This window comes from Mesorhizobium sp. AR02, from assembly GCF_024746835.1.
Taxonomy (GTDB): domain Bacteria; phylum Pseudomonadota; class Alphaproteobacteria; order Rhizobiales; family Rhizobiaceae; genus Mesorhizobium.
This window is the reverse complement of sequence record NZ_CP080531.1, coordinates 6,867,919-6,890,450: the sequence shown is the minus strand read 5'-3', so window position 1 is coordinate 6,890,450 and position 22,532 is coordinate 6,867,919. Positions and strand designations below refer to the sequence as shown.

The window sequence follows — 22,532 nt, the reverse complement described above, 5'->3', positions numbered from 1 at the left end:
TCGCCGTTTCTGTGAAACGGTGAACTGCTCTACCGCTTCTTTCCCAGGCCGAAGGTCAGTGCCAGCGCACCAACCAGCACGACGCCCTTGACGAAGTCCTGCGTGTAATAGGGCGCGTTCAGCATGGTGAGGCCGTTGAGGAGCACGCCGACGAAGATCGCGCCGACCACCGTGCCGACCACATGCGGGCGACGCTTGTCGAGCACGGCATAGCCGATCAGCGAGGCCGCCACGGCATCGAGCAACAGCGAATTGCCCGCCGAAACGTCGCCACGGCCGACACGCGAGGCCACGATCAGCCCGCCCAGCGAAGCCAGCGTGCCTGACAGGATGTAGGCCCAGAGCCGGTATCTCCTGGTCGGCGCGCCGGCGAGGTGCGCGGCCGTTTCGTTGCCGCCGATGGCGTAGAAGACGCGGCCCCAGCGCGTGCGCTCCATCAGGAACCAGGCCAGCACGGCGACGATAGCCATGACCACGACAGACAGCGGAATCGTGTCGAAGAGCCGTGACCGGCCGAGGATCAGGAACGCCGGATCGTAGGCGCCGGGAACCGATGAGCCGTCGGGAAGCACCATGCCGGCGGTGATCGAGCGGCCACCCGTCGGGATCAGTTGCAAGCCAGCCAGCAGGAACATGGTCGCCAGCGTGGCGAGAAGATCGGGTACGCCGACGCGGACGATCAGCAGCCCGTTGACGAGGCCGATGAAGGCTCCCATCAGCAAGACCAGCACCATGGTCTGCGCCGCGTCCAGCTGCCACACGACCATGGCATAGCTTGCCGCCATCACAGACGAAGCGGCGATGCTGCCGACCGACAGATCGAAGCCGTCGGCCGCCATGGTGATCGACACCCCGACGCCGAGGATCGCCACCACCGAAACCGCCTGCAGGATCGAGAACAGATTGGCCGAGCGGATGAAGGCAGGCTGCGCGTACCAGAACCCGACCACCATCAGTGCCAGCAGCACGAAGAGGGCGTAGCGGCGCGTTTCGCGGAAAAGCGATGTGCGCGAGGCGGACGGTTGTGTCGTCGTCGGATAGGTCATTGGTGGTCTCCGGCCTTGTCGCTCTCGACCTTGCCGATCTGGTCGGTCAGCGAGCCATGGCCGTCTCCGGCCTCATGAAGTGAGTGGTTGCGCATGACGAGGATGCGGTCGGCAACCTCCAGTGCCTCTTCAGTGTCGCTGGTCGCGATCAGTGTGGCGGAACCGCTCTGGCTGTCGCGGATGGCGGCGATCAGATCGGCGCGCGCGCCGACGTCGACGCCCTGGAACGGCTCGTCGAGCAGCAGCAGCCGGCAAGGTGCGGCCTGCCATCGGGCGAGCACGACCTTTTGCTGGTTGCCGCCGGAAAGCTCGTCGAGCGTGTCGTCGGGGCCGCGCGCCTTGATGCCGAGCCGCGAGATTGCATCGGACGCGACCCGGCGCTCGCGTGCTGCCCGCAGCAGGCCACTTGGAAACCAGCGCCTCAGATGCGGCAGGGCGATGGTGCCGGCAATCGAGGCGCCGGGAACTTCCGGCGGCAGCAATGACGATTGCCAGCGGTCCTCGGCGACCATGAAGACACCGCTTTCGATCGACTGTGCCGGCCCGCTCGAAAGCCACGGCTTTCCATCGAGCACGAAGCCGCCTTGCGCCAGCGTTTCGAGCCCGAAAAGCGCGCGCAGCAGCCGGCTCTTGCCCGATCCGAGCGTGCCGGTGATGGCGACGACCTCGCCGGAGCGCAGGTCGAGATCGAAAGGCTCTGCTCCGGGAATCAGCCGCGCGCCCTTGATGGAAGCGATGATCGGGGTGGTTGATGTCTTACCGTCATGTGTGGCGGCTTCCAGTGTCCGGCCGATCATGGCCGCGACGGCGGCCGGGAAATCGATCGGCCTGGCAAAGGCACCGACGATGCGGCCGCCGCGCATGACTACGGCGCGATCGGCGATGGCCGCAAGGTCGCCAAGCCTGTGCGAGATATAGAGGATTGCCATGCCGCCGGCGCGCAGCCGGCGGATGATGGCGAACAGCCGCTCGGCTTCCGTGGTCGACAGGCTCGACGTCGGCTCGTCGAGGATGAGCACCGAGGCCTTGGCCGCGACGGCGCGGGCGATGGCGATCAACTGGCGTTCCGCCGGGCGCAGATCGACGAAGTCGCGATCGAGCGGCAGATCGAGATCGATCAGCGCGGCCACCGCGCGCGCGCGCCGGCGGATCGACGCCGCCGAGACGAGGAAGTGTCCGCCCCGGCCGCAAAGTTCGTCGAGCAGGAGGTTTTCGGCAACCGTCAATCCGGCAGCACCCGCCTGGTCGGTCGCCTGATGCACCGTTGCGATGCCGGCGGCCTTGGCGGCACTGGGCGAGGCGAAGGCGATCGTGTTGCCGCCCAGCGTGATCGTGCCGGCGTCGGGCGTGTACGAACCCGAAAGGATCTTCACCAAGGTCGACTTGCCGGCGCCATTGGCGCCCATCAGCGCCACGACCTCACCGGGCGCGACGGCAAGATCGGCGCCGGCGAGCGCGCGTGTCGGCCCGAAGGATTTCTCGATGCCGGAGACGGCGATGGCTGAGCTTGCTGGGGGCAATGTGATCGGGCTTTGGCTGCTGATGATAATGTGCGGGGGACGGCTGGCCGCCTTTGTCACCCGTTATATTCCATGATCGCCAGTCCGGCATTGTAGTCCGGCGAATAGACGATGCCGTTGGCATCGACGAACACGTCGGTCGACTGGATCACTTGCGGCCGGTTCGGGCGCTTGTCGACCATGCGCCTTGGCGCAGGTGGCACCAGCGCGCCGGTCTCCTTCGGCCGGTAAGGATCGGAAATGTCGAACACGCGCACGCCGGCATTCTGGTAGGTGGCGAAGATCAGCGTGTCGGAAACGAAGCTGCCTGGCCGGTTCTCATGCAGATTGTGCGGGCCGAAATGCCCGCCCTTGGCCGTGTAGTCCGCCTCGTCCGGCGTCGGCAGCGTCGAGATCGAAATGGGGTTCGCCGGATCGCGGACATCGAAAATCCAGGTGCGTTTGCGCCCGTCCTCCTCATGATCGAGCACGGCCTCGTCGGCGACAACAAGCAGACCGCGTTTCGGCAGCGGCAGCGGCGAATGCGTCCCGCCGCCATGGGGTGGCGACCAGTTCCGGTGCGTGATCAGCTTCGGTTGGCTGCGGTCGGCGATATCAAGGATGGTCAGGCCGCCATCGCGCCAGCAGGCATAGGCTGTGTCGCCCTCGACCAGCGCGTGGTGCAGCGCATAGCGGCGGCCGTCGGGCCAGCCCGGCGTCTCGCCGCCGGCGAGATGCATGCCCGGTATCCACCAGCGCCCCGCCTCGACGGGCCGTGCCGGGTCCTGGAGATCGACGGTCAGGAAGATGTAGTCGCTGTGGCCGTCGAGCAGGGCCGAAACATAGGCATAGCGCCCACCGACATACCAGATGCGGTGGATGCCGATGCCGTCGACCGGAAAGAAGCCGATCTGGCGCGGTTCAGCCGGCCTAGAGATGTCGTAAATGGCCATGCCGGCCGACCAGTTTCTCCCGCCGCCGGAGGCGGTGCCGATCGTCTCGCAGATCGACCTGGTGTAGTAGACCTTCTCGTCGAAAGCGAAGGCGGCATCGGCGAAGAGATCGCGCGCATGAACGACCAGCAGCAGATCCTCATGCGTCTGCAGATGGATCGTCCAGGTGTTTGGCGGCGCCGGCACGAACACCGTCGCGCCGGGGTTCCTGGGATCGCGCACATCGATGATGGAAAATCCCTGCGACCAGGGATGCGCGACATAGGCGAAGCCCCTATGCACCATGACCTGCAGCCCATCCGGCCGTCCGCCTTGGTCTGAATGGCCGATGAGGCGCATGTTACGGGCGTAGTCTGGCGTGGGAAGGGAACTCATCTCTGTCTTTCAAAGGCTTTCGCCCCGTCATCCGGGGCGATCGGATGACGGGGGTTTTGAAGGCCGGTCACGTTTTCAGAGCAAGGTAGCGGGTGGCCGGCTTGTTGCAGGCGGCGGTCGGCGGCTCAGTTCGATGCCGGGATCCAGGGCGCCTTGGCCGCGTCACTGTCCTTGAAGGCGGGGAACTTCGCCTGCAGATCCTCGATCGTCTTGATGTTGTTGTCGACCAGGTCCTTTTTGGTGACCAGTGTCGGCTTGATCAGCACCGAGTGGCCGGGATCCTGGCCGGCGATCAGCTGGGCCAGCGCGCGCACCGAGGCTTCGCCGACCACGACCGGGTTGGTTGCCGCGGTCGCCACCCATGGGCTGTTCGGCTCGAGAATGGCCTGGATGTCCGAGGTCGAGATGTCGACGCCGTAGATCTTGACCTTGTCGGCGACGCCAAGCTCGTCGATGGCGAGCTTCACGCCACGGGCGAATTCGTCCCAAGGCGCAAAGACCACCGAAAGCGTCGGATTGGCGGTGAGCACGGCCTTGGTCTGGTCGGCGACCGAAGCGGCAACGGTGTCGTTGACCACGCCCCAGGTGGCGACGTCCTTGATGCCGGGATACTTCTTGGCGAAATCCTTCCAGACCGCATAGCGGCGGTCGAGCGGCGCGAAGCCGGCGACATAGACGACGCCACCGTCGAATTTCTCGCCCTGCTCCTTGACCGCTTGGCCGATCACCAGGCGCGCCATGTCGGCGTCGGACTGCTCGACCTGCGGGATCTTGGGGTTGTCGAGATTGGTGTCGTAGGCCACCACCGGAATGCCGGCGTCAAGCGCGGCCTGCGCGACGTCCTTGATCGCCTCCGGCTGGCCGTTGTTGATGATGATGCCCTGCACGCCGAGATTGATCGCCTGCTGGATCAGCTGGCGCTCGGTGTTGATGTCGTTGCGCGCCTGCGAAATGTTGGCCTCGATGCCGAGCGCGTCGGCCTGGCGCTTCACGCCGGCTTCGAAAGCCTGGAGCCAGTCACCGGCGCCAAGGAAGCTGACGACGGCGATCTTGACGCCGCCCTTGTCGAAGGGAGCCGGCGCTCCGGCAATGCCTTGCGCCGAAGCCGCGGTGGCGAGAGCCGTGATGCCGGCCGCGGCAGCCAGCGAAAGAAGATGCTTGATCATGTATCGACCCCTTTGAAATTGGCCGCATTCTAGGGAGGGGGCCCGGCGCTTCCGAGAACGCTGGTTGCGAGTTTTTCAGATCCCGGAGCATTTCCGCTTCGTTTCCTTTTCGGTTCGTAGCAAATGAGGCCGACGCCGCGCGGGCGTCGGCTGTTTCGAGAAACAGAATTGTTCCAAGTCGAGCATCCTTGCTCTAAAGCTCGCGCATCGAATCCCTGGACCAGACGCGTATGAGTGAACCGGTAAGCCCTTCGGAAACCGAACCCACCGAACCGACGCCGGAGCCCCGGCGCGAGCCGGTGTTCAACCTGCCGCCGATCGTGCTGGCGGTGATCGGCATTTGCGCGGCCGTCTATCTGCTGCAGCAATATGTGCTGAACGACACGCAGCAGATGACGCTGCTCTATGACGGGGCCTTCATCCCCGTCCTCTACACCGGACAATACGGCTTCGACTGGTTCCTGTTCACGCGGCCCTTCACCTATGCCTTCATGCATGGCGGTTTTGCCCATATAGCCATCAACATGGTCTGGCTCGCTGCCTTTGGTTCACCATTGGCCAATCGTTTGGGCGCGCTCTGGTTCGCGCTGTTCTTCGCCGCCACCGGACTGGCGTCCGTGGCGCTCTTCTGGGCCATGCACCCCTATGGTGAAGCGCCTCTGGTCGGCGCTTCGGGCGCCATTTCTGGCATGATGGGCGCCGCCGCGCGGTTCGGTTTCCGCACCAACCGTTCGGCCGGCAAGGCAGCCTTCGCCGGCCCGGTGCTGCCGATCGCGATTGTCTTGCGTTTGCGTGGCGTCGTGATCTTTCTCGCCGTGTGGATGATCATCAACCTCGCCACCGGCCTGCTCGGCTTTGCGCCTGGAATAGACGGCCAGATCGCCTGGGAGGCCCATATTGGCGGCTTCGTCGCCGGCTTCTTTGGCCTGCGCTGGTTCGACAGGCGATGGCAGCCGCCTGAGTGGGAAACCACCGACCACCGCACTTGAAATGCAACCGATCACGGCGCACGATGTTCACTCTTATGTGAAAGCCGGTCAGGACAGGAACCGGCAGGCAAAAGCAGAGGAGGACGCCATGACGGTTAAGGCAATTCTCGAGAAAAAAGGCCACGACGTGTTGACGCTCGGGCCGAATGAAAAACTTAGCGTGGCCATCCGCATGCTCGCGGACCACAAAATCGGTGCGCTGGTCATCACCAATGGCGATCGCAAGATCGTTGGCATTCTTTCGGAGCGCGATATCGTGCGCGTCGTCGCCAAGGAGGGCGCCGCCGCACTTGATATTGCGGTGCGTTCGGCGATGACGCCGAAGGTGAAGATCTGCAATGAAAACCACACCGTCAACGAGGTGATGGAGATCATGACCAGGGGTCGCTTCCGCCATCTGCCGGTGGAAAAGGACGGCCTGCTCGATGGCATCGTCTCCATCGGCGACGTGGTCAAGCGCCGCATCGAGGATGTTGAACGCGAGGCCGATGAGATCAGGGCCTACATCGCCACCGCCTGAGCGGTGAAAGAAACCGCCGGCCGGAGACCCGACCGGCGGACCCATTTCTATCTGTTATCGAGTTCGGAACGGACGAGCTCGAGTCCGCGCCTCGTGATGCGGTAGGGACCGCCGCCCGACGACGAAACCGCCTTCTTGCGTTTCAGCTTTCGAAACAGGTCGAGATCGACGCCCGGATAGTGCCAGCCGTCGCGGGTCAGGCATTTGACGGAGGCGATCCGTTTCTTCTGGTTCTTTTCGATTTCAATGCGTCCGCCCTGCGCAAGCAGGTGCAGGATGCGCTGTTCAGTGCGCGAAATATCCATATGGAGAGTTTCCGGGAAAACAAAAAATGCCGCCGCCGCGAAGCTTCGCGGCACGGGGTTTCAGGTTTTGTCGCCCTGCCTCGCTACGAGGTCAGGGCCTTACCGGGACTGAGCGTAAGCGGACATCCACTCTCCATTGGGATGAGCGGGATATAAGCGAACGTGGCCGAAAACGCCAGTCTGCCGCTTTTGCCTGGTTGTGTGCGTCAAGTTCTGCAAAAAGGGGCGGCCATAGTGCTGGTCATGCGGCTTGGCGTAGAGCGAGCTTTTTGTGCTCGCGCAGGTCGTCCATGTTGATGTAGCGGTTGGCCTCCATCCAGTTTTCGTTGGTCTCGACAGCCAAGGCCCTGACAAGGCGCAGGCAGCTTTCGGCGTTGGGGAAGATGCGTACGACATAGGTGCGCCGGCGGATTTCCTCGTTGAGGCGCTCGAGCATGTTGGTGGACTTGAGATGCTTGTGGTGCTGTCTCGGCAGCCTGAAGAAGGTCAGAGTTTGTTCGATGGCATCTTCGGCCCAGCCTGTCAGGCGCGGATAGCGAGGTGACCATTTGGCAAGCCATGCGGCGAGATCGGCCCTGGCCTCGGCGAGATCGCGTCGGTCGTAGAGCCAGCGCAGCTCCTGCAGGCAGTCATCGCCGTGCTTGCGCGGCAGATGATCGAGCGCGTTCCTGAGGAAGTGCACGTAGCAGCGTTGCCAGGCGGCTTCCGGGATCACCTCGCCGATCGCCGCCACCAGGCCGGCGTGATCGTCGGACACGACCAATTCGACGCCCTTGAGGCCGCGCGCCTTCAGTGAGACGAGAAAGTCTTTCCAGGCCGAACGGCTCTCGCGATTGGCCATCTCCACAGCCAGGATCTGGCGCCGGCCGTCCCAGTCGATGCCGACCGCGATCAGCACCGCCTGGCTCATGACGACGCCGGCTTCACGCACTTTCTCGTAGCGCGCATCGAGGATGAGGTAAGCAAACGGCTCTTGAAGGGGACGCCTGGCAAAGGCAGCGAGGCTCTCGTCCAGCCGCTTGTTGATGGCCGAGATCGACGAGGCCGAGAAAGCATGGCCGCACAGCTCTTCGGTGATCGCCTTCACCTTGCGGGTCGACACGCCCTGCACATACATCTCGGCCAGCGTCGCCACCAAAGCCCGTTCCGAACGCTGATAGCGCTCAAACAACTCGGTCGAGAAGCGCCCCGAGCGGTCCTGCGGAACCCGCAGCTCAAGCTTGCCGACGCGCGTCACAAGGGTGCGGCCATAGTAACCCGAGCGATAGCCAAGCCGCTCGGGCGTGCGTTCGCCCTTCGAAGCACTCAGCGCCTCATCCATCTCGGCCTCGAGCACCTCCTGCATCACCGCACGGATCACTTCGTGAAGTCCGTCCGGGTTCGAAAGCAGAATGTCTTTGACGGAGGCGCTGGCGGTCTTACTTTCAATCTTGGTCATGGTGGCGTTCCTTCGCGGGAATCGGTGACGTGAACAATCACCAGCCTGCCATGACCGCCCCTCTCTCAGCGAATTTGCAGAACTCTCAGCACACTACCTTTTGCCTTGTCTCTTTTGGTGGTTTGCACTAGCGAATGACTTTCACTTCAGACGTGAAAGTCACGATCAAACGTGAGTTCACTCACCGCAATTCGCAGGCCGCCATGACCCTCATCGATACCCGCACGCCCGACGCAAAACGCCTGATCCCCGGCGCCACCGGCGACTGGGAAATCATCATCGGTCTCGAAGTGCACGCGCAGGTTATCTCGGAAGCAAAATTGTTTTCCGGCGCTTCGACCGCTTTCGGTGCGGCCCCCAATGCCAATGTCAGCCTGGTCGATGCAGCAATGCCGGGCATGCTGCCTGTCATCAACGAGGAATGCGTAAAGCAGGCGATCCGCACAGGTCTCGGGCTGAAGGCACAGATCAACCACAAGTCGGTTTTCGACCGGAAGAACTATTTTTATCCCGACCTGCCACAGGGCTACCAGATTTCGCAGTTCAAGCAGCCGATCGTCGGCGAGGGCACCGTGATCGTCTCGGTCGGACCGGACCGGCAGGGCGAGTTCGAGGACATCGATGTCGGCATCGAGCGGCTGCATCTGGAACAGGATGCCGGCAAGTCGATGCACGACCAGCATCCGACCATGTCCTATGTCGACCTCAACCGCTCCGGCGTGGCGCTGATGGAGATCGTCTCCAAGCCTGACCTGCGTTCCGGCGATGAGGCCAAGGCCTATGTCACCAAGCTGCGCACCATCATGCGCTATCTCGGCACCTGCGACGGCAACATGGATGAAGGCTCGCTGCGCGCCGACGTCAACGTTTCGGTACGCCGGCCCGGTGGCGAGTTCGGCACCCGCTGCGAGATCAAGAACATGAACTCGATCCGCTTCATCGGCCAGGCCATCGACTACGAGGCGCGCCGCCAGATCGCCATTCTCGAGGACGGCGGCAAGATTGACCAGGAAACGCGGCTGTATGATGCCGTCAAGGGCGAAACGCGCTCGATGCGCTCAAAGGAAGAAGCGCACGACTACCGCTATTTCCCCGATCCCGATCTTCTGCCGCTGGAATTCGACCAGGCCTATGTCGATGCTTTGGCCAAAGGACTGCCGGAACTGCCGGACGACAAGAAGGCGCGGCTGATCTCCTCGCTGGGTCTCTCGACCTATGACGCTTCGATCCTGGTGTCGGAAAAGTCGATCGCCGACTATTTCGAGAAGGTGGCCGCCGGCCGCGACGGCAAGCTCGCTGCCAACTGGGTCATCAACGATCTGCTTGGTCAATTGAACAAGGCCGGCAAGGATATTGAAAATGCTCCGATTTCGCCCGATCAGCTCGGTGCGGTCATCGACCTGATCAAGGATGGCACCATCTCCGGCAAGATCGCCAAGGACCTGTTCGAGATCGTCTGGAATGAAGGTGGCGACCCGCGCCAGCTGGTCGAAAGCCGTGGCTTGAAGCAGGTCACCGACACCGGCGCCATCGAGAAGGCGGTCGACGAGGTGATCGCGGCCAATCCCGACAAGGTCGAACAGGCGCGCGCCAAGCCGACCATGGCCGGCTGGTTCGTCGGCCAGGTGATGAAGGCGACGGGCGGCAAGGCCAATCCGCAGGCGGTCAACGACCTCGTCAAGGCCAAGCTCGGCATATCGGATCAATGAGCGGAGACGCAAAGCCGGGCAATTCGGCAAGCGTCTCGTCGGTCCTGTTGATTGCCGGCGCCGTGCTGCTTTTTGTCGGCACGTCGCTGCATCCGATGCATGAGGATCCGAATGACGCGCTTGCCGCCTTCGGTGAATATGCAGCCGACCATATCTGGCTCTATAGCCACATGGCACAGCTTGCAGGGGTCTTCGCGATGGTAGCGGGGTTGCTGCTGATCCTTGGCCGTCTGTCGAAGGGGCCGGCCCGGGGCTGGACCCTTCTGACGATCGTGTTCGGCGCGGCGTCGCTAGCGGCGGCCGCTGCCTTGCAGGCGGTCGACGGCATTGCGCTGAAGGCGGTGGTCAACGCCTGGGCCATGGCCGATGCGGCGACAAAGCCGTCGCTATTGAGCGCCGCCTTCGCAGTGCGCCAGGTCGAGGTCGGCTTTGCCGCGGTCAGCGCCATGCTGCTTGGCCTGACGGTTCTACTCGCCAACGTCGCGCTGTATCAGGCCAGGCGCTGTCCGTTGTGGCTGTCGCTGCTGGGCGCCGCCGGCGCCGTAGGCGTCCTGTTCGGTGGCCTTGCCACCGCGGCAACCGGTTTCTCCGGCCTTGCCATGGCGGCCAACATGCCGGGCAGCATGGTGCTCCTGGTCTGGGTGGTGCTGCTTGCGGCAATTGATTTCAGACGCAATCGCGTCGCGGCATAGGCGGGAGAGAAAGCGATGTTCGTCCGCACAGCAGGTGAACGCGACCTTGATGCAATTCGGGCAGTGCTGGTCGAAACCTGGCATGCGACGTATGACGCCATATACGGCGCCGCCAAGGTCACCGAGATCACCGATGAATGGCATTCGATCGCCTCGCTGAAGGCGCGGCTGATCAAGCCGAACAGCGACTTCCTTGTTGCTGATGACGGCAAGCGCATTGGCGGCGTGGCTTTTGCCGAAAGCATCGACGGCGGCAAGACGGTTGTCCTGAGGCAGCTTTACGTGCTTCCCAGCCTGCAGGGACGGGGCATCGGCGGCATGCTCCTCGATGAGATTATCGAAAGTTTTCCCGAGGCCGACGCCATCCGTCTGGAAGTGGAGGCGCAGAACACGCGCGCCATCGCCTTCTACGAAGCAAACGGCTTCGTGCGATCCGGCGATGCCGGCGAGCACATCGGTGCCTCCGGCGAGCCGACGCTGGTCTATCGCCGGCCTCTTGCCGGCTGATCGCTTCGACGTGCACCTGTCTGGATCACCTTCGCGCGAGCGGTGCGGGATGCGCCCCGTTTTCGTTTGACGGCCCAGGGGTCACACACCAAGCTGCTGCAGCTGACCGTGCGGAAGCCGGAATGGACTGGCGCGCAAGGCGGCGAGGGGGGAACCATGCCAAGCTTGCCGGAACTGATGCCGACGCAGGTGTCGGACGAAACCTTTGGTGGCGTCACCTATCACATAGCGGGCGAACTGGTGCCCGTGCTTTCGGTCGATGTGACGCGAATGCCTGTCTATTTCGAGCACCACATCCTGTTGTGGAAGAACTCCACCATCACCATCGGCTTGAAATCGCTGAAAGGCGCGCTGAAGCGCATGATGGCTGGCATGCAGATATTCGTCACCGAGGCCTCGGGGGCGGGCATCATTGCCTTCAGCCGTGACGGGCCCGGCCACATCGTGCCGATCCACCTCAGGCGCGGCGAGGAGATCCAGGTGCGCGAACACCAGTTCCTCGCCGCCACCGGCAATGTCGACTACACATTCGAGCGTGTGCGCGGCCTGGCGACGATGCTGTTTGGCCAGAGCGGCTTCTTCATCGACCGTTTTCGCGGCGATAGCGGCGACGGCATCGTCTGGCTGCACGGCTATGGCAATGTCTTCGAGAAAACGCTTGCCGCTGGCGAGACCATCGACATCGAGCCGGGCGGCTGGCTGTTCAAGGATGCCTCGGTCCGGATGGAAACCAAGATCGATCGCCTGTCGAGCGGCTTCTTCGGCGCCAACATGAATTTCATCGTCAACCGCTTCACCGGCCCGGGCCGCGTCGGCATCCAGTCGATGTATCTGCATATGCCGACAGAGGAGTAAGCGCATGCCGGAAATCCGGATGGGTCACGCGCCAAGGACAAAGCGTGGCGTAGGCCAATCCGCTCAGGCGATGGGAACGTCCACATTGTCGATGAGCCGAGTCTTGCCGAGCCAGGCAGCGGCGAGCAGGCGCCCCGCGCGGTCGCGGCGCCAGGGCGCCAGCGTCAGGCTTTCGCGAGCCTCGACATAGTCGACCTTCTGGAAGCCGGCGGCGATCAGCGCGCGGCCGGCCTCACCTGTCGCGTCATCTTGTTGTGCGCCGGCCGCGAGCGCGGCAGCCGTCTTGTGCAGGATCGCGTTGAACTGGCGGGCGACCGCGAGTTCGGCCTCGTCGAGATAGGCGTTGCGTGACGACATGGCGAGGCCGCTCTCGTCGCGTATGGTCGGGGCGCCGATGATCTCGACGGGCAGGTCGAGGTCGCGGCAGAGCTGCCTGACGACGCAAAGCTGCTGGTAATCCTTCTCGCCAAAGACCGCATAGTCGGGCGTTGCCTGAAGAAAAAGCTTGGCCACCACGGTGGCGACGCCTTCGAAAAAGGTAGGGCGAAAATCCGATTCGAGCCCGGCGGACGGGCCGCCGACCGCGATCCTGGTGGCAAAGCCGGCGGGATACATCGCGCCAACCGTCGGCGTGAAGGCAAGATCGGCCTTGACCGTCGCCAGCATATCCAGGTCGCGGGCGAGCTGGCGTGGATACTTGTCGAGATCCTCGCTCGGCGCGAACTGCGTCGGGTTGACGAAGATCGACACCACACAGCGCTCGGCTTTTTTCCTGGCGATCCTGATCAGGGAGAGATGTCCCTCATGCAGCGCGCCCATGGTTGGCACCATGGCGACGCGCAGGCCATCGCGCCGCCAGTCCCGGATCTCGGCGCGAAGCGCGGCAACGCTATCGACGACATCAGGTCGGCTCATGCCTCGTCTCCGCCATTTGTGCCCGAAAAGACTTTTGAACCCGAAAATACTTTTGAGCCTGAAAATACATGGGCAGGGCCGGGGAAAGTCCGGCTTCGCACCTCCGATGCGTAGCGCTCGGCTGCGTGCGCGATCACGCCGCGCAGATCGGCGTATTCCTTGACGAATTTCGGCACACGGTCGACGGTCAGTCCGACCATGTCGTCGATGACCAGGATCTGGCCATCGCAGTCGCCGCTGGCGCCGATGCCGATGGTTGGAATGGCGATGCGGCGTGTGATGTCGGCGGCGACCGCCTCGATGGTGCCTTCGATGACCACGGAGAACGCGCCGGCTTTTTCGACGGCGAGCGCGTCGGCCATCAGCGCCGCGATAGTCTCGTCCGTGCGGCCCTTGATCTTGTAGCCGCCATCCTTCTCCACCGATTGCGGCAGCAGGCCGATATGGCCCATGACCGGAATGCCGGCGGCCACGATCGCCGCGATCTGAGGGGCCATGTCGACGCCGCCTTCGAGCTTCACCGCCTGGCAGCCGGTCTCGCCAATGATGCGCCGCGCTGAGGCCGCGGCCTGCGCCGCCGAAGCCTCATAGCTGCCGGCTGGCATGTCGACAACGACGCAGGCTCTGGCCGAGCCGCGCATCACGGCCTGCCCATGCGCGATCATCATCTCCAGCGAGGCGCCCAGCGTCGTCGCATGGCCATGCAGGACCATGGCGACGCTGTCGCCGACCAGAAGCAGGTCGACATGGGGATCGAGCAGGCGGGCGACGGGATAGGTGTAGGCCGTCAGGCAAACCAACGGGATGCTGCCCTTGCGGCGGCGAATCAGCTCGGCGCCGATGCGGATGTCGGTGGTCGGCAATTTTGTGGCCAATCGTCACCTCCTTCGGCCCATGGCTGGATTCGATATCCGCACGAGCGCGCTGAGCTTTAGAAAGAGCCGAAAGGCTTGGCAAGCGTGCATCCTGCCGCGTCTCGGGATCACAGGCTTGTGTCGGGTCCCTGGCGCGCCATTTGCGCGCTCCCCTTGGCAAAACCCTTGCCTTCCCGAAGGCCTGACGCCATAAGCAGGAAACAGCGCCGCCAGCGCGAGGGTTCTGAGATGAAGACTTTCCTGACGCAGTTTTTCACCTGGTGGAACAGCCAGACGCTGGGAACACGCCTGCACACCTGGCGGTACGGCAAGAGGGTCGGCCAGGACGAGGTCGGCAATGTCTATTACGAAGGCGGTATCGATTCGGAAGGCCGCACGCGGCGCTGGGTCATCTACCGCAACTATTCGGAAGCCTCGGCGATTCCGCCCGGCTGGCACGGCTGGATCCATCACCGTGTCGACGTCGCGCCGCCGAGCGAAGACTACAAGCCGCGCGAATGGCAGAAGTCGCATCAGCCCAATCTGACCGGCACGCCGGCGGCCTATCGCCCGAAGGGCTCGGTGCTGACAAATCAGCATCGTCCGCAGGTCACGGGTGACTATGACGCCTGGACGCCCGGGTCGTAACGGCCCCTGGATGTAACGGCGCAAAGTGCAGGCCGGTCCTTTATCGCCACAATTGGTGTTTAGCTGCTTGCTGATCAGAAAACGGCGACTAGCCTTGGCGATCGACGGAATCACCCGGGCACGAACCACCGGTACCCCTATATGAGCTTTTTCAACCTGATATCGACGGGCGGTCTGACGCTAGCCGCCAGCCTCGCCGTCAGCACGGCCGCCTTTGCGGCTTCGCCCACACCGGCTGTACCCGCCGCACCCGCGCCGGCTGCACCCGCGGGATCGGATCGCATCACCAATCCGGTTGCCGAGTTCGCCGGCATCGACAAGATCACCGGCCGCATCATCACCTTCGACGTCTATATCGACGAGACGGTGCAGTTCGGCGCTTTGCAGGTGACGCCGCGCGTCTGCTATTCGCGGCCGCAGACCGAGGAGCCGAAGACCGATTCCTTCGTCGAGGTCGACGAAATCACGCTCGACCGCAAGATCCGCCGCATCTTCACCGGCTGGATGTTCGCCGAAAGCCCGGGGCTCAACGCCGTCGAGCATGCCGTCTATGACGTCTGGCTGAAGGAATGCAAGCAGAAGTCGGATGTGCCGGCGCCGGACGCCACCAAGGCTGACGCCACCAAGGCCGCCGCTCCGAAGCCGGCAGCGACCAAGCCAGCCGCCGCCAAGCCGAAGCCTGCGGCCAGCCCGGATGCGGAACAGTCCGATCCCACGGAACCGGACACCACCGGCGCCAACTGATCCCCGGGAACCGTCGTGGCCACCATGCGTTGGACCATTGACGACCGCGCATCGATGCGCACGGAGGATATTTCGATGTCAGACAGCAAGCGGATCACGGCGAGCAAGAAAGAGTTGCTCGAACTCGAAAAAGGGTTCTGGACAGGGGACGAGGCCTATTACGCGGCCAATGCCGACACGGAATGCCTGGTGGCCTTTCCGCAAATGGCAAAGGCAATGGACAATGCCGACCTGGCCAAGACCGCGACCAAGCCCAACCGCTGGCGCGACCTCGATATCGAGCTCAAGGGAATTATCGAACCGGGCAGCGACATCGTCATGCTGACCTACGAGGCGCATGCGACGCGGGAGAATGGCGACCCCTACGCGGCGCTCGTCAGCACCGGCTATGTCCATCGCGTCAACGGCTGGAAGATGATGTTCCATTCGCAGACGCCACTGGAGGCTGCAGCGAAGAGCTGATCTTCTGGGTGGTCCAGCGGATCGTTCACTCGGTGACGTTTAGTCCATGCTCGGCGAGGGCAGCAAATATATCTTCGATCTCGGTTGAACTGAATTCCCGCTTGGGAAGCAGTTGGTCGAGTTGAGCCATTGTGACGTCTCTGCCCTTTGCGATCAGCGCTTGAACAATTGGCTGCACATCCGCTCGAAGGTGGATTTCGCTCGACATCGAAGCTCTCCAGTCACGGAAAAAAGATCGCCTCACCCTTCAGCGCATCGGCGAGCATTTTCTCATACTTGCCCCGTGGCACGTCGACAGCGCCAAAGCGCTTGAGGTGCTCGGTGGTGAACTGCGTATCAAGCAGAGCGAAGCCGCGTGCCTTCAAGCGCTCGACGAGATGCACGAGGCAGATCTTCGACGCATCCGTCGCCTTGGAAAACATGCTTTCGCCGAAGAACACCCGTCCGAGCGACACGCCGTAGAGGCCGCCGACCAACTGGTCCTCACGCCAGGCCTCGACCGAATGGCAGTGGCCCATGCGGTGCAGTTGCACATAGGCTTCGCGGATCGGCGCGTTGATCCAGGTCGAGCGCCGCTCCTCGCGCTTTTCGGCACAGCCGTCGATCGTCGCCTCGAAATCGAAATCGAAGCGGATGTCGAACGGGTTTTTGCGGATCACCTTCTTCAGGCTTTTGGGCGTGTGGAACCCGTCGAGCGGGATGATGCCGCGCGTCTCCGGCCGCACCCAGAACACCTCCGGATCGCTGGCGCTTTCGGCCATCGGGAAGACGCCCGAGGCATAGGCCTTGAGCAGGAGGTCGGTGGGGATGCGATAGCCGGGCGCGTAGGGGCGGGTCATCGCGTCCCCGGACTATTCTTCCTTGGCCAGGTATTTTTCCAGCCAATGGATGTCATAGTCGCCATTGGCGATGTCGGCATTGCCGACCAGATCGCGAAACAGCGGCAACGTCGTCTTGATGCCGTCGACGACGAATTCATCCAGCGCCCGCCGCAGCCGCATCATGCATTCGACGCGATTGCGCCCATGCACGATCAGCTTGCCGATCAGGCTGTCGTAATAGGGCGGGATCTTGTAGCCGGAATAGACGCCGGAATCGACGCGGATGCCGAGACCGCCTGGCGTGTGGAAATGCGTGATCGTGCCGGGCGAGGGGGTGAAGGTGCGCGGATCCTCGGCATTGATGCGGCATTCGATGGCGTGGCCATTGAACTTGATGTCTTCCTGCCTGACCGAAAGACCGCCACCGGAAGCGACGCGGATCTGCTCGTGGACGAGATCGATGCCGGTGATCGCTTCCGTCACCGGATGCTCGACCTGCAGGCGCGTGTTCATCTCGATGAAATAGAACTCGCCATTCTCGTACAGGAACTCGATCGTGCCGGCGCCGGAATAGCCGAGATCGGCAATGGCCTTGGCGCAGATGCCGCCGATGCGGGACCGCTCCTCGGCGTTGAGCGCCGGCGAATTGGCTTCTTCCCAGACCTTCTGGTGGCGCCGCTGCAGCGAACAGTCGCGCTCGCCGAAATGCACGCCGCGGCCAAAGCCGTCGCCGAACACCTGCACCTCGATATGGCGCGGCTTCTGCAGGTATTTTTCGATATAGACGGCGTCGTCGCCGAAAGCGGCACCCGCTTCCGTGCGCGCCGTCTGCAAGGCGATTTCGAGGTCCGCCTCGGTAAGTGCAACCTTCATGCCGCGCCCACCGCCGCCGGCGGAGGCCTTGATGATCACGGGATAGCCGATCTCGGCGGCGATGCGCTTGGCTTCCTTCTCGTCGGTCACCGCGCCATCGGAGCCGGGCACCACCGGGATGCCGAGGCGCTTGGCGGTGCGCTTGGCCTCGATCTTGTCGCCCATGATGCGGATATGGTCGCCGGACGGGCCGATGAAGGTGATGTTGTGCGCGGCCAATATGTCGGCGAACTTGGCGTTCTCCGACAGGAAGCCGTAGCCTGGATGTACGGCGTCGGCGCCGGTGATCTCGCAGGCCGCGACGATCTGATGGATGTTCAGATAGCTGTCGCGCGATGGCGGCGGCCCGATGCAGACGCTCTCGTCGGCAAGCCGCACATGCATGGCGTCAGCGTCGGCGGTCGAATGCACCACCACCGTCTGGATGCCGAGTTCCTTGCAGGCGCGCAGCACCCGAAGCGCGATTTCGCCGCGATTGGCTATGAGGATCTTCTGGAACATCCTGCCCGCTCTACTCGATCACGACGAGCGGCATGCCGTACTCGACCGGCGTCGCGTCCTCGAACAGAATCGCCGTCACCGTGCCGGCGCGCGGCGAGGGGATCTGGTTCATCGTCTTCATCGCCTCGATGATCAGCAGCGTCTGGCCTTCCTTGACCTTCTGGCCGACCTCGATGAACACCTTGGCGTCGGGCGAGGGCGCCAGATAGGCGGTGCCGACCATCGGCGAGGTGACCGCGTTCTTCGATACGTCGACCGCTGCCGGGGCGGCCGCGGCCGCGGGCTGGGCGGCTGCCGCCGGCGCATAGCTGGGCGGGGGTGCTGCAATCGCGTGGACGGCAGGTGCCTGCCGCGACACGCGCACCTTTAGGTCACCCAGTTCAACCTCGATCTCGGTCAGGTTGGTGTCGTTCAGTATGCCCGCCAGATCGCGGATCAGCTGTTGGTCAACACCGGTCTTCTTTATCGACATTTTCGAGCCTTCTGTTTGTTGGCCGGTCATAGGCGTGCGGCCAGCGCCTGTAGCGCCAGCGTGTAGCCGAGCGGCCCAAAGCCACAGATCATGCCGACAGCGACCGGCGCGACCATGGAGACGTGGCGGAATGATTCCCGCGCATGGATGTTGGAAAGGTGAACTTCTGCGACCGGCAGCGGCGCGACCGAACGGATGGCGTCATGGATCGCGATCGAGGTGTGGCTGTAGGCGCCTGGATTGATGACGATGCCGGCGGCCTTGTCGCCGGCTTCCTGGATCCAGTCGACAAGATCGCCCTCATGGTTCGACTGGCGGAAATCGATCTCGAGTCCAAGCGACGCGCCGACCTGCTTGCAGTCGTCGGCGATGGCGGCAAGCGTCTTGCCGCCATAGATGCCCGGCTCGCGCTTGCCGAGCGCGTTGAGATTGGGACCGTTCAGGACGAAAACCGTTTTCAAAAAAACCGACCTTTTACGGCGCCGGTATCAAACCGGCGCGCTGGGCCTCTATACCGGGCATAGCCGTCCGCGAAAAGAGCGCAAGTGCGTTCTTTCACTGTCCACAACAGGCCGAAATGCGCCCGTGAAGAAAAACCCCGGCTGATCAAAGCGCGGCTTTCGCTGCCTCGATCTTTTCCGCCAGCACGTCCTGCCCGAGAGCCCCGAACACGACCTCGTTGCCGACGACATAGGACGGGGTTCCGGTGATCGCCAGCTTGTTGGCAAGATCGTAGGTCTTGGAGAAGGCCTCGGTGATCGACGGATCCTTCATCTTCTCGCGCAGCGTCGCCTCGTCGGCGCCGAGCGAAAGCGCGATCTTGATTGCAGCCGCTTCGGTGGCGCGTCCCTGGCCGCCGAGCAGCGCATTGTGGAACTCGCCGTATTTTTCCGGCTTCATCAGGTGGAATGCCATCGAGACGACGCTCGCCTTTTGCGAATCCGGGCCGAGGATCGGGAATTCCTTGAGCACGAAGCGCAGATCGGGATCAGCCTTGGTCAGCGCCCGCATGTCTTCGATGGCGCGTTTGCAGAAGCCGCAATTGTAGTCGTAGAACTCGACGATCGTCACCTTGCCGTTCGGGTTGCCGACGACGCCGTCGAAGGTGGAGTTGAAAATCTGCTCCTTGGCGTTCTTGATGACGCCGAGCGCGGCGATCCGCTGCTCTTCCTTCTGCTTGGCCTGGAGCGCGTCCTGCACTTCGAGCAGCACTTCCGGGTTCTTCAGGAGGTAGTCGCGGATAATCCCTTCGACCTCGGTGCGGTTGATCTTGGTATCGGCCCCTGCAATCTGGACAGGCTGAGTGGTCTGGACAGGCTGCGCCGTACCCGCCTTGGCGATCTGGGGGCTGCCGGCGACGAAACCGAAAGCCAGCATGGCAAGGGCCACAGCAATCCCCGTGGTGCCCAGCAGCAGTGCCTTTTTCATCGTTCTCGTTCCTTTTTTGCCTGTTTCCCGGTGCGGCTGTGTCGCAGCGCGTCGCCGGAAGGTTCACTAGATCTTGCTTGACGATTTGTAGTTTATGATGTCCTGGGCGCGTATCCAGCGCGGCTCACCGCGCTTCATCTGCTGCTGCGCCCGCATGGCGAAGATCTTCGCATCCTTGTAATTGCCGGAATAGAAGTGACCTTCGGCCGTGGCAAGCTCGGCGCCCGGTATGTCTCCCAACTCGCCATAAGCCTGCGCCAGGTAACGATACCCCTCGGCATTTTCCTTGTCGCGCCCCAGGCCATTGTTGATCTGCACGACGGCCTTCTTCAGCGAGTCGGGCGTGCCGACCGCCATCAGCGCCTGGCCAAGCGAGACAGGCAGCAAGCCGGACCGCGCCGGATCGAGGCTGACCGCCTTGGCGTAGGCTTCGGCCGCATCCTTGGGCTTGTTCGCCTTCATCAAGATGTCGCCGCGCAACTCCTGGAAATAGGGGTTGTTGGGCTGTGCCTTGATCAGGGCATTGGTCTTGGCGAGTGCACCGGCGATGTCACCGTAAAGGTAGGTCGATTGGGCGTCGCCATACTGCGCGGCGAGGCTGCCTCGCATCTTCTGCATCAGCCGCGATGCTGTGGCCTGGCCTTCCATGTAGACGGCGATCTTCACCCGCATCATGTCATGGCGCTGCTGCAGCGCCGGCGGGTCGGGCTTGTCGACATTGGGGCTCTGCTGCACCAGCACTTCGAGATTGGCGATGCGCTCCTGCGGCATTGGGTGGCTGATCCGATAGGGATCGATTTGCGCACCCGACAGCGACAGCGCGGTCTGGAAGCGGCGGAACGTCTTCAGCATGCCCATGCCGGACTGGCCGGTGGCGTTGAGATAGGTGATGGCCGAGCGGTCGGCCGTGATCTCTTCGGTACGCTGGTAGGCGAGGATGCTGCGCTGCGCCATCTCGCCGCCGCCGGCGGCCACGCCCATGCCGGCGCCGGCAAGGCCGCGGCTGTTGGTGGTCGCACCGGCAACGATCGCGCCGGCGCCAAGCAAGGTCGCGATGATGGCCATCGTCTTGGCGCGCTCGAGCTGGTCTCGCAGTTTCTGCTGGTGGCCGCCGGCGATATGGCCGGCCTCGTGCGCTATGACGCCGATGATCTCGTTGGGCGTTTCCGCCGTCATCAGTGCACCGGTGTTGATGAACAGCCGGCGCCCGGTGACGAAAGCGTTGAAGCTGGAATCGTTGACCAGCACGATGTCGATGCCGTCATTCGCGAGCCCCGCCGCCTTGAAGATCGGCCGTGCGTAGTCGCGCACCAGAGCCTCGATCTCGGCATCGCGTACCACCGGCACGCCTTGGGCAAAGACGGTGACCGAACTTGCCACCGCAACGGCGATGCCAAGCGAAAGCGTCGCGAAAACACGCGCAATCCGGGCAATCGTCGGTCTGGGTCGGCTCAACATGACGTGTCCACTGGTAGACGAGCGGGCGAAAGATGAAAAGTCGGCACCGGAAAAACTTCCTCAACTTGTGATCCTCACATCAATCGGGCATTTGTGCGGCGCATGGTTTCGAGGGCATGGCGTGCCCAACCGTCGGGATAGGAATAAAATGGTCGTTTCGCTCTCACGTCGTGGCAATGTCGAGCCCTTCCACGCCATGGATGTGCTGGCCGAAGCAAACAGGCTCAAGGCCCAGGGCGTGCCGGTGATTTCCATGGCGGTCGGCCAGCCCTCCGATCCGGCGCCCGCTCGGGTTCGCGCCGCGGCGGCCAAGGCCATGGAGCACGGCCGCATCGGCTACACCGACACGCTGGGTCTGGCCGGTCTGCGCAAGGCAATCGCGGAGCATTACGCGGATCACTATCGGCTCGAAATCGAACCCGGCCGGATCGCGGTGACCACGGGATCGTCGGCGGCCTTCAATCTCGCTTTTCTGGCGATGTTCGATCCGGGTGACCGCGTCGCCATCGCAGCACCCGGCTACCCTGCCTATCGCAACATCATGGCGGCGCTCGGCATCGATGTGGTCGAGATAGAGCTCGGCGACGCTGCCTATCTGCATGCTGGTCATCTGGAGACGGCGCATCGCGAGAAGCCGCTGAAGGGCGTCCTGTTTGCAAGCCCGGCCAACCCGACCGGCGCGGTCATACCGGCCGACGAACTGTCGGCGCTGGTCAATACAGCGGAGACACTGGGCATTGCCGTCATCTCCGACGAGATCTACCACCGGTTGGCCTATGGCGCTCCGGACACCACAGCACTCGCCTTCGGCAACAGCGTGACGGTAATCAACTCCTTCTCGAAATACTATTGCATGACCGGCTGGCGCATCGGCTGGATGGTGTTGCCGGAAGAGCTGGTGCGGCCCGTCGAGCGCATTGCCCAGAGCCTCTACATCTCGCCGCCGGAACTGTCGCAGATCGCCGCGATCGAAGCCTTTGCCGCGACCGAAGAGCTGGAAGCGGTCAAGGGGCGCTATGCCCGGAATCGCGAGCTTCTGATGAAGCGTCTGCCGGAACTGGGCTTTCCGCTGGCCGCACCCATGGATGGCGCCTTCTATGCCTTTTGTGATGTCACCCGGCACACCAATGACAGCATGGCCTTCGCGCGCAAGATGCTGGCCGAGGCGCATGTGGCGGCGACGCCCGGCCGCGACTTCGACACCCAGGCGGGGCATCGCATGATGCGGTTTTCCTATGCCGGCAGCCACGACGATATGGTCGAGGCGATGGCGCGCATCGAACGCTGGTTGAGGTAGCACCC

At 63.3% G+C, this 22,532-nt stretch carries 25 protein-coding genes; 10 read left to right on the top strand and 15 right to left on the bottom strand.

The window, feature by feature from the left end; genetic code table 11:
* Positions 1–29: 29 nt before the first annotated feature.
* From DBIPINDM_RS37670 to DBIPINDM_RS37655, 4 genes are all read right to left on the bottom strand, one after another.
* Positions 30–1,046 (bottom strand): ABC transporter permease, encoded by a 1,017-nt coding sequence (locus DBIPINDM_RS37670; protein ID WP_258584002.1) that lies wholly within the window; start codon positions 1,044–1,046, stop codon positions 30–32.
* On the bottom strand, positions 1,043–2,545 hold the full coding sequence (locus DBIPINDM_RS37665; protein ID WP_258589436.1) for a sugar ABC transporter ATP-binding protein: 1,503 nt from the start codon (positions 2,543–2,545) through the stop codon (positions 1,043–1,045). The genes DBIPINDM_RS37670 and DBIPINDM_RS37665 overlap by 4 nt, the downstream gene beginning before the upstream one ends.
* Positions 2,546–2,622: 77 nt before the next feature.
* The gene (locus DBIPINDM_RS37660; protein WP_258584001.1) at positions 2,623–3,873 is read right to left on the bottom strand and encodes an LVIVD repeat-containing protein; all 1,251 of its coding nucleotides are present in this window, start codon (positions 3,871–3,873) and stop codon (positions 2,623–2,625) included.
* 125 nt (positions 3,874–3,998) lie between these two features.
* Complete coding sequence (locus tag DBIPINDM_RS37655) at positions 3,999–5,039, bottom strand: substrate-binding domain-containing protein (protein ID WP_258583997.1); 1,041 nt, start codon at positions 5,037–5,039, stop codon at positions 3,999–4,001.
* Between the two features lie 230 nt (positions 5,040–5,269).
* Here DBIPINDM_RS37655 and DBIPINDM_RS37650 point away from each other — a divergent pair, with 230 nt between their 5' ends.
* Both DBIPINDM_RS37650 and DBIPINDM_RS37645 read left to right on the top strand, forming a co-directional pair.
* The gene (locus DBIPINDM_RS37650) at positions 5,270–6,028 is read left to right on the top strand and encodes a rhomboid family intramembrane serine protease (RefSeq protein ID WP_258583995.1); all 759 of its coding nucleotides are present in this window, start codon (positions 5,270–5,272) and stop codon (positions 6,026–6,028) included.
* Positions 6,029–6,116: 88 nt separating this feature from the next.
* Positions 6,117–6,548, top strand: a complete 432-nt coding sequence (locus DBIPINDM_RS37645; RefSeq protein WP_183458799.1) for a CBS domain-containing protein — start codon at positions 6,117–6,119, stop codon at positions 6,546–6,548.
* Between the two features lie 47 nt (positions 6,549–6,595).
* Here DBIPINDM_RS37645 and DBIPINDM_RS37640 read toward each other — a convergent pair whose 3' ends face one another.
* Together DBIPINDM_RS37640 and DBIPINDM_RS37635 are read right to left on the bottom strand one after the other, a co-directional pair.
* Entirely contained in the window at positions 6,596–6,853 is a 258-nt protein-coding gene (locus tag DBIPINDM_RS37640) for a YjhX family toxin (RefSeq protein WP_013895772.1), read from the bottom strand.
* 241 nt (positions 6,854–7,094) lie between these two features.
* Positions 7,095–8,291 (bottom strand): IS256 family transposase, encoded by a 1,197-nt coding sequence (locus DBIPINDM_RS37635; protein ID WP_258583994.1) that lies wholly within the window; start codon positions 8,289–8,291, stop codon positions 7,095–7,097.
* Positions 8,292–8,494: 203 nt separating this feature from the next.
* Here DBIPINDM_RS37635 and gatB point away from each other — a divergent pair, with 203 nt between their 5' ends.
* From gatB to DBIPINDM_RS37615, 4 genes are all read left to right on the top strand, one after another.
* The gene (gene gatB, locus DBIPINDM_RS37630; protein ID WP_258583993.1) at positions 8,495–10,000 is read left to right on the top strand and encodes an Asp-tRNA(Asn)/Glu-tRNA(Gln) amidotransferase subunit GatB; all 1,506 of its coding nucleotides are present in this window, start codon (positions 8,495–8,497) and stop codon (positions 9,998–10,000) included.
* On the top strand, positions 9,997–10,692 hold the full coding sequence (locus tag DBIPINDM_RS37625) for a hypothetical protein (protein ID WP_258583992.1): 696 nt from the start codon (positions 9,997–9,999) through the stop codon (positions 10,690–10,692). The genes gatB and DBIPINDM_RS37625 overlap by 4 nt, the downstream gene beginning before the upstream one ends.
* A 15-nt stretch (positions 10,693–10,707) precedes the next feature.
* Positions 10,708–11,199 (top strand): GNAT family N-acetyltransferase, encoded by a 492-nt coding sequence (locus tag DBIPINDM_RS37620; RefSeq protein ID WP_258583991.1) that lies wholly within the window; start codon positions 10,708–10,710, stop codon positions 11,197–11,199.
* A gap of 156 nt (positions 11,200–11,355) precedes the next feature.
* On the top strand, positions 11,356–12,054 hold the full coding sequence (locus tag DBIPINDM_RS37615; protein WP_258583990.1) for an AIM24 family protein: 699 nt from the start codon (positions 11,356–11,358) through the stop codon (positions 12,052–12,054).
* 63 nt (positions 12,055–12,117) lie between these two features.
* Here DBIPINDM_RS37615 and panC read toward each other — a convergent pair whose 3' ends face one another.
* Both panC and panB read right to left on the bottom strand, forming a co-directional pair.
* The gene (gene panC / locus DBIPINDM_RS37610) at positions 12,118–12,969 is read right to left on the bottom strand and encodes a pantoate--beta-alanine ligase (protein WP_258583989.1); all 852 of its coding nucleotides are present in this window, start codon (positions 12,967–12,969) and stop codon (positions 12,118–12,120) included.
* The gene (gene panB / locus DBIPINDM_RS37605) at positions 12,966–13,844 is read right to left on the bottom strand and encodes a 3-methyl-2-oxobutanoate hydroxymethyltransferase (RefSeq protein ID WP_258583988.1); all 879 of its coding nucleotides are present in this window, start codon (positions 13,842–13,844) and stop codon (positions 12,966–12,968) included. The genes panC and panB overlap by 4 nt, the downstream gene beginning before the upstream one ends.
* Before the next feature lie 228 nt (positions 13,845–14,072).
* Here panB and DBIPINDM_RS37600 point away from each other — a divergent pair, with 228 nt between their 5' ends.
* From DBIPINDM_RS37600 to DBIPINDM_RS37590, 3 genes are all read left to right on the top strand, one after another.
* The gene (locus tag DBIPINDM_RS37600) at positions 14,073–14,471 is read left to right on the top strand and encodes an NADH:ubiquinone oxidoreductase subunit NDUFA12 (protein WP_258583987.1); all 399 of its coding nucleotides are present in this window, start codon (positions 14,073–14,075) and stop codon (positions 14,469–14,471) included.
* Positions 14,472–14,612: 141 nt separating this feature from the next.
* Positions 14,613–15,215, top strand: coding sequence for a DUF2155 domain-containing protein (locus DBIPINDM_RS37595; protein WP_258583986.1), 603 nt, complete (start codon positions 14,613–14,615; stop codon positions 15,213–15,215).
* Between the two features lie 75 nt (positions 15,216–15,290).
* Positions 15,291–15,677: a hypothetical protein gene (locus tag DBIPINDM_RS37590; RefSeq protein WP_183458813.1), complete on the top strand. Its 387-nt coding sequence runs from the start codon at positions 15,291–15,293 to the stop codon at positions 15,675–15,677.
* A gap of 25 nt (positions 15,678–15,702) precedes the next feature.
* On the opposite strand, the gene DBIPINDM_RS37585 is transcribed toward DBIPINDM_RS37590, so the two are convergent.
* From DBIPINDM_RS37585 to DBIPINDM_RS37555, 7 genes are all read right to left on the bottom strand, one after another.
* The gene (locus DBIPINDM_RS37585) at positions 15,703–15,885 is read right to left on the bottom strand and encodes an RNA polymerase sigma factor region1.1 domain-containing protein (protein WP_258583985.1); all 183 of its coding nucleotides are present in this window, start codon (positions 15,883–15,885) and stop codon (positions 15,703–15,705) included.
* A gap of 13 nt (positions 15,886–15,898) precedes the next feature.
* The gene (gene aat / locus DBIPINDM_RS37580) at positions 15,899–16,516 is read right to left on the bottom strand and encodes a leucyl/phenylalanyl-tRNA--protein transferase (RefSeq protein ID WP_258583984.1); all 618 of its coding nucleotides are present in this window, start codon (positions 16,514–16,516) and stop codon (positions 15,899–15,901) included.
* A 12-nt stretch (positions 16,517–16,528) separates the two neighbouring features.
* On the bottom strand, positions 16,529–17,872 hold the full coding sequence (accC, locus tag DBIPINDM_RS37575; protein WP_258583983.1) for an acetyl-CoA carboxylase biotin carboxylase subunit: 1,344 nt from the start codon (positions 17,870–17,872) through the stop codon (positions 16,529–16,531).
* Positions 17,873–17,882: 10 nt separating this feature from the next.
* Entirely contained in the window at positions 17,883–18,344 is a 462-nt protein-coding gene (gene accB / locus DBIPINDM_RS37570; protein ID WP_258583982.1) for an acetyl-CoA carboxylase biotin carboxyl carrier protein, read from the bottom strand.
* A 26-nt stretch (positions 18,345–18,370) separates the two neighbouring features.
* On the bottom strand, positions 18,371–18,805 hold the full coding sequence (gene aroQ / locus DBIPINDM_RS37565) for a type II 3-dehydroquinate dehydratase (protein WP_258583981.1): 435 nt from the start codon (positions 18,803–18,805) through the stop codon (positions 18,371–18,373).
* Between the two features lie 145 nt (positions 18,806–18,950).
* A complete protein-coding gene (locus DBIPINDM_RS37560; RefSeq protein ID WP_258583980.1) occupies positions 18,951–19,772 on the bottom strand; it encodes a DsbA family protein in 822 nt (273 codons plus the stop codon).
* Between the two features lie 66 nt (positions 19,773–19,838).
* Entirely contained in the window at positions 19,839–21,230 is a 1,392-nt protein-coding gene (locus tag DBIPINDM_RS37555; RefSeq protein WP_258583979.1) for a tetratricopeptide repeat protein, read from the bottom strand.
* A gap of 148 nt (positions 21,231–21,378) precedes the next feature.
* Between DBIPINDM_RS37555 and DBIPINDM_RS37550 the strand changes: the two genes are divergently transcribed.
* On the top strand, positions 21,379–22,527 hold the full coding sequence (locus DBIPINDM_RS37550; RefSeq protein WP_258583978.1) for a pyridoxal phosphate-dependent aminotransferase: 1,149 nt from the start codon (positions 21,379–21,381) through the stop codon (positions 22,525–22,527).
* Positions 22,528–22,532 lie beyond the last annotated feature (5 nt).

Excerpts from the sequence above, each read along its gene's own strand:
- DBIPINDM_RS37585 (WP_258583985.1), bottom strand. The coding sequence starts at position 15,885 with ATGTCGAGCGAAATCCACCTTCGAGCGGATGTGCAGCCAATTGTTCAA.
- DBIPINDM_RS37555 (WP_258583979.1), bottom strand. The coding sequence starts at position 21,230 with ATGTTGAGCCGACCCAGACCGACGATTGCCCGGATTGCGCGTGTTTTC.
- DBIPINDM_RS37670 (WP_258584002.1), bottom strand. The coding sequence starts at position 1,046 with ATGACCTATCCGACGACGACACAACCGTCCGCCTCGCGCACATCGCTT.
- aat (WP_258583984.1), bottom strand. The coding sequence starts at position 16,516 with ATGACCCGCCCCTACGCGCCCGGCTATCGCATCCCCACCGACCTCCTG.
- DBIPINDM_RS37590 (WP_183458813.1), top strand. The coding sequence starts at position 15,291 with ATGTCAGACAGCAAGCGGATCACGGCGAGCAAGAAAGAGTTGCTCGAA.
- DBIPINDM_RS37640 (WP_013895772.1), bottom strand. The coding sequence starts at position 6,853 with ATGGATATTTCGCGCACTGAACAGCGCATCCTGCACCTGCTTGCGCAG.
- accB (WP_258583982.1), bottom strand. The coding sequence starts at position 18,344 with ATGTCGATAAAGAAGACCGGTGTTGACCAACAGCTGATCCGCGATCTG.
- DBIPINDM_RS37660 (WP_258584001.1), bottom strand. The coding sequence starts at position 3,873 with ATGAGTTCCCTTCCCACGCCAGACTACGCCCGTAACATGCGCCTCATC.
- gatB (WP_258583993.1), top strand. The coding sequence starts at position 8,495 with ATGACCCTCATCGATACCCGCACGCCCGACGCAAAACGCCTGATCCCC.
- accC (WP_258583983.1), bottom strand. The coding sequence starts at position 17,872 with ATGTTCCAGAAGATCCTCATAGCCAATCGCGGCGAAATCGCGCTTCGG.
- DBIPINDM_RS37650 (WP_258583995.1), top strand. The coding sequence starts at position 5,270 with ATGAGTGAACCGGTAAGCCCTTCGGAAACCGAACCCACCGAACCGACG.
- panC (WP_258583989.1), bottom strand. The coding sequence starts at position 12,969 with ATGAGCCGACCTGATGTCGTCGATAGCGTTGCCGCGCTTCGCGCCGAG.
- DBIPINDM_RS37620 (WP_258583991.1), top strand. The coding sequence starts at position 10,708 with ATGTTCGTCCGCACAGCAGGTGAACGCGACCTTGATGCAATTCGGGCA.
- DBIPINDM_RS37635 (WP_258583994.1), bottom strand. The coding sequence starts at position 8,291 with ATGACCAAGATTGAAAGTAAGACCGCCAGCGCCTCCGTCAAAGACATT.
- DBIPINDM_RS37645 (WP_183458799.1), top strand. The coding sequence starts at position 6,117 with ATGACGGTTAAGGCAATTCTCGAGAAAAAAGGCCACGACGTGTTGACG.
- DBIPINDM_RS37550 (WP_258583978.1), top strand. The coding sequence starts at position 21,379 with ATGGTCGTTTCGCTCTCACGTCGTGGCAATGTCGAGCCCTTCCACGCC.
- DBIPINDM_RS37655 (WP_258583997.1), bottom strand. The coding sequence starts at position 5,039 with ATGATCAAGCATCTTCTTTCGCTGGCTGCCGCGGCCGGCATCACGGCT.
- DBIPINDM_RS37600 (WP_258583987.1), top strand. The coding sequence starts at position 14,073 with ATGAAGACTTTCCTGACGCAGTTTTTCACCTGGTGGAACAGCCAGACG.
- DBIPINDM_RS37560 (WP_258583980.1), bottom strand. The coding sequence starts at position 19,772 with ATGAAAAAGGCACTGCTGCTGGGCACCACGGGGATTGCTGTGGCCCTT.
- DBIPINDM_RS37595 (WP_258583986.1), top strand. The coding sequence starts at position 14,613 with ATGAGCTTTTTCAACCTGATATCGACGGGCGGTCTGACGCTAGCCGCC.
- DBIPINDM_RS37625 (WP_258583992.1), top strand. The coding sequence starts at position 9,997 with ATGAGCGGAGACGCAAAGCCGGGCAATTCGGCAAGCGTCTCGTCGGTC.
- DBIPINDM_RS37615 (WP_258583990.1), top strand. The coding sequence starts at position 11,356 with ATGCCAAGCTTGCCGGAACTGATGCCGACGCAGGTGTCGGACGAAACC.